The sequence below is a fragment of the Ramlibacter sp. WS9 genome, from assembly GCF_003797765.1.
GTDB lineage: Bacteria > Pseudomonadota > Gammaproteobacteria > Burkholderiales > Burkholderiaceae_C > Ramlibacter.
Window position 1 is genome coordinate 1 of record NZ_RKMB01000067.1, and the last position, 4,620, is coordinate 4,620.

The 4,620-nt window shown below is 64.8% G+C and carries 5 protein-coding genes; all 5 read right to left on the reverse strand.

The features are described from left to right. The coding region (locus EEB15_RS32790; protein ID WP_141514192.1) for an aldehyde dehydrogenase family protein at nt 1-604 on the reverse strand (604 nt) is incomplete at its 3' end. A 33-nt stretch (nt 605-637) separates the two neighbouring features. After that, on the reverse strand, nt 638-1,399 hold the full coding sequence (locus EEB15_RS32795) for an SDR family NAD(P)-dependent oxidoreductase (RefSeq protein WP_141514193.1): 762 nt from the start codon (nt 1,397-1,399) through the stop codon (nt 638-640). A 34-nt stretch (nt 1,400-1,433) separates the two neighbouring features. Then, nucleotides 1,434-2,138 carry an ABC transporter ATP-binding protein gene (locus tag EEB15_RS32800; RefSeq protein ID WP_141514194.1) on the reverse strand — a complete coding sequence of 235 codons (705 nt, stop codon included), beginning with the start codon at nt 2,136-2,138 and terminating at the stop codon, nt 1,434-1,436. After that, nucleotides 2,122-3,909, reverse strand: a complete 1,788-nt coding sequence (locus tag EEB15_RS32805) for an ATP-binding cassette domain-containing protein (RefSeq protein WP_141514195.1) — start codon at nt 3,907-3,909, stop codon at nt 2,122-2,124. The genes EEB15_RS32800 and EEB15_RS32805 overlap by 17 nt, the downstream gene beginning before the upstream one ends. Before the next feature lie 34 nt (nt 3,910-3,943). After that, a partial coding sequence (locus EEB15_RS32810; protein WP_141514196.1) for a branched-chain amino acid ABC transporter permease occupies nt 3,944-4,620 on the reverse strand: 677 nt, incomplete at its 5' end.

Below are 4,620 nucleotides of genomic sequence, written 5' to 3' on the forward strand. Positions count from 1 at the left end.
CCATCACGAGATTGAACACGCCTGCAGGCAGTTGCCCGGCGCGCACGATGATCTCGGACAGGGCCCAGGCGCTCCCCGGCACCAGGTCGGCGGGCTTGAACACCACCGAGTTTCCATAGGCGAGCGCTGGAGCGATCTTCCACGCCGGAATCGCGATCGGGAAATTCCAGGGAGTGATGATGCCCACAACACCCTCGGGCTCGCGCGTCACCTCGACATCGACGCCCGCGCGAATCGAAGCCAGCCGCTCGCCGCCCAATCGCAGGGCTTCGCCAGCAAAGAACTTGAAGACCCGCCCGGCGCGCATGACCTCGCCGATGCCCTCGGGCAGCGTCTTGCCTTCTTCGCGCGACAGGAGTCTGCCCAGTTCCTCGCTGCGGGCCAGCAGCTCCGAGCCGATCCGATCGAGTGCATCCGAACGCGACTCGGCCGTCGCACGAGCCCACCCCGGCTGCGCATCGAATGCGGCATCGATCGCCAGTTCGGTCTGGGTCGCGTCCGCGTGTGCGTAGTGGCCGACGACATCTCTCGTGTCCGACGGGTTGATGTTGAGCGCGACGTTCGCGCCCTCGATCCATTCACCGGCGATGAAATTCTTATGCATGTTGGAAGTCATGGAGAAGTGCGATCCGGTTGTTCAGGTCATCAGCCATCCGCCCGCCACGTCGATCACCTGCCCGGTGATGAAGCTGGCCTGCTCCGAACTGAGAAAGAGGCACGCGTCCGCCACTTCTGCCGGCTTGCCGAGGCGGCGCAGCGGTGTTGTCGCGATGACCGCCTCATTCGCTGCAGGCGGTGCGCCGGCCACCATCGGCGTATCGATCCGGCCGGGCGCCAAAGCGTTCACTGTGATGCCATAGGGTCCGAGCTCGCCGGCCAGATGGCGGGTCAGCCCGATGATTGCGGCTTTGGTAGTGCTGTAGTGCGCGGCGACGATGTCGAGGTAGGCCTTGCCCGCAACGGAGGACATCGACACGATGCGGCCGAACCGGCGTTCCACCATGCCGGGTGCGAGGATGCGGCAGAAGTTGAACGCACTGTGAAGGTTGACGTCTACTACGCGGTGCCACTCAGCCGGGTCCATGCGCCAAATCGGCTGCGGCTGGCCGTCGTGCTTGGGTGAGATCCCGGCGTTGTTGACCAGTGTGTCCACGGGACCCAGCGCATCTTCGATCAGCAGGCAGGCCTGCCTGCATGCATTGAAGTCCGCGACATCCGCGCCAGAAAAGTAAACCTGCCGGCCTTGGCTTCTCAGTTCCTCGGCCAGCGCGTTGCCTGCTTGCGTGTCGCGATCCACGATGCCGACCGCCGCGCCGTCGGCCGCGTAGCTGCGAACGAGAACGGCGCCAATGCCGCTCGCCCCGCCGGTCACCAGGACCACCCGGTTGCTGTGAGTCATGTCAGCTGTCTCCACTTGATTGGGCGCGCTTGGGTCAGTGGCCGAGGTAGGCTTTGCGCACATGGGGGTTGCGCAGAAGCTCTTCCCCCGTGCCGGTCAATGCCACCGCGCCATCTTCCAGCACATAGCCCCGGTCCGCCAGCTTCAAGGTGTTGAAGATGTTCTGCTCCACCAGCAGCACGGTTGTGCCGGTGCCGGCAACCAGCTTGACCACGTCGAACATCTGGGTCACGAGCAACGGCGACAAGCCCAGCGACGGTTCGTCCAGGATCAGCAGGCGCGGCCCGGCCATCATTCCCCGCGCGATAGCAACCATCTGTTGCTCACCGCCCGAAAGCGATCCCGCGAGTTGCGCCAACCGCTCCTTGACGCGCGGAAAGATCTGCAAGACTTCCTCCAGGCGCTGCGCGCGCTTCGCACGGGCCGAGCGCTTGTACGCACCCATCAGCAAATTGTCTTCCACCGTGAGGAACGGAAAGAGCTGGCGCCCTTCCGGCACCATGGTGATCCCAAGATCGACGATCTCATGGGCCGCCTTGTTGGTGATCGGCTGCCCGTCGAACTCGACATTGCCACCCGTCGCCGGGACGATGCCGCACAAGGTCTTCAAAGTCGTGGTCTTGCCCGCGCCGTTGGCACCCACGATGGTGACGACCTCGCCGGCTTGCACGTCGAACGAAATGCCCTTGAGCACTTCGCTCTTGCCGTAGCCCGCGGTCACATCACGAAGCTTGAGCATCTGCGTACCCCTTTCCCAAATAGGCTTCGATCACCAGGGGATCGTTCACCACGTCCGCCGGCAAGCCTTCACATAGAACCTGGCCGAGATTGATCACCACGATCCGATCCGAGAGGGCCATCGTGGCCTGCATCAGGTGTTCGATCATGAGGACCGACACACCGGCGTCGCGTATGCGGCGGATCATGGCGATGGCGCGCGCAACATCCGAGGGGTTGAGGCCCGCAAGCACCTCGTCGAGCAGCAATATCCGCGGCCGTGTCGCCAACGCACGCGCCACCTCCAGTCGTTTCATGCCGCCCACTGTCAGGCCTCGCGCCTCGGCGTCCAGCAGCGAAGTGAGGTCGGTGAGCTCAGCGACTTCGCGGGCAATCTGCTCGGCCTGGTCGCGGTGGACGGTGTGCATGAACGCGCCAAGCATGATGTTCTCCAGCACCGTGAGGCCCGAGAACGGCTGCACGATCTGGAAGGTGCGGCCGACGCCCGCGTGGGCGAACGTCTCAGGGCTGTGGGGCTCGACCCATTGACCCCGGTCATTGAGAACGGTGACCTTCCCTTGATCCGGCCGGATGAAGCCGGAGAGCTGGTTGAACACCGTTGTCTTGCCCGCGCCGTTGGGACCGATCACCCCCAGGATTTCGCCTTCGTGCAAGGTGAGTGACACGTTGTCGGTGGCTTTCAACCCACCGAAGCGCTTGTGGATAGCCTCGGCCTTCAGGATCGGCTGCCTGCCCGGGCTTCGCTGAGGCACACGCCTTGTTTCGAAAGCCCTTGGTTTTCTGCGCTTGCTGAAGTCAGGCAGGCGGTCGATCGCGCGGGTGACGCCTGCACCCAGGTGCCCGACCAGCCCGCGCGGAAAGAACAGCACGACGATGATGAGCAACACGCCGTAGACGAAGCCGTGAGTGCCGTTGCCGAACGCGCTGAGCCAGCCCCGCGCGAGCTCGGCCACCGGCAGAACGACGACGGTGCCGATGATGGGACCCGCCACGCTGCCCAACCCGCCGATCAAGGCGAACATCGCGATCTGGATGGACAGTTCCAGCGAGAAAGCGGCGGACGGCTCAAGGAACGTCAGATACATCGCGTGGAAAGCGCCGATCAGGCTTGTCAGCGCAGCCGACATCACGGCCGCCGCGATCTTCACCCGCACCGCATTCACGCCCACGGCCCGCGCAGCGTCTTCCCGCTCGCGCACGGCGATCAGATAGAAGCCGAAGCGCGAACGGCGAACCAGCCACGCGACCCACACCGCGAGCAGCAGGAAGCCGAAAGCAATCAGCAGGTAGGGCAACTTCTCGCGGAAGATCATCCAGGGCAGGCCGACCTGCAGCGGCACGTTCAGGCCCGCGGATCCGCCAGTCAGTTTCTCCCCGTGAATGACCAGGAGCCGGGTGACTTCCAGGAAGGCGATGGTGGCCAGCGAGAAGAACGGCCCGCGCAGGCGCAGGGTGGGATAGGCGATGACGACCGCCGCCGCCATGGAGATGGCGGCGCCGGCGAGCATGCCGAGCCAGGGCGAGACGCCCAGTTGCGCGACCATCAGGCCGGCTGTGTAGCCGCCGATACCGTAGAAGACAGCGTGGCCCAGCGATAGCTGACCCGCGTATCCGCCGACGATGTTCCATGCGACTGCAAGCGCCGCGAAGACGCAGACCTGGATCGCCAGGTGGTAGACGAACGGCGACTGCGCGGCGAGCGGAATGGCGACGAGTGCCAGCAGCGCCAGTGCGCCGACGTAGCCGCGAGGGTGAAGGAGATTTGGAAACATGGGGTGCCCGTTCAACCGATTTGCTGAGCGCCGCTCATTCGGATCCGCGGCCCAGGCCGAACAGGCCGGTCGGTCGCACGATGAGGATGACCAGGAAGACGATGAAGTACACGACTTCCTTCAGTTCGGGGCCGGCGTAGAAGCCCGCGATGCTGTCGATCAGGCCGATGAAGATGGAGCCGATAACGGCGCCGGCCAGGCTTCCCATGCCGCCCAACACGACGATCACGAAGGCCGTCAGCACGAAGTACTGCCCCACTGTCGGGAACACCGGGTACTGCACCGCCAGCAGGCTTGCCGCCAAACCGACCAGGCCGGCGCCGATGGCGAACGCCAGCACGTACATCGACTTCACGTTCACGCCCATCAACGCCGCAGCCACGCGGTTTTGGGCGATGGCTCGAAATGCGCGGCCCGTGAAGGTGTGATGAAGGAAAGCGTGCATCGCGCCGGCCACCGCGATGGCGAGCACGAACGTGACCAGCTGGCCGCTGACCAGCGTGAGCGGCCCTGCCTGGAGTCCTTCCGTACCGAACGACGGTTCGACCTTCCGGACGTCGGCGCCGAAGATCATCAAGGCCAGGTTCAGCAGGGCTGTCGAAACGCCCACGGTCGCGAAGATCTGGATGTGCGCGTCGGCCGACAGCAGTGGCTGGATCACGAAGCGCTGCGTGAGCGCGCCGACGGCGCACAACAGCAGAACCGCGGGCA

What these genes read in the sequence shown, in the direction of transcription:
- EEB15_RS32795 (WP_141514193.1), bottom strand. Translation starts at nt 1,399, where the DNA reads ATGACTCACAGCAACCGGGTGGTCCTGGTGACCGGCGGGGCGAGCGGC.
- EEB15_RS32800 (WP_141514194.1), bottom strand. Translation starts at nt 2,138, where the DNA reads ATGCTCAAGCTTCGTGATGTGACCGCGGGCTACGGCAAGAGCGAAGTG.
- EEB15_RS32805 (WP_141514195.1), bottom strand. Translation starts at nt 3,909, where the DNA reads ATGTTTCCAAATCTCCTTCACCCTCGCGGCTACGTCGGCGCACTGGCG.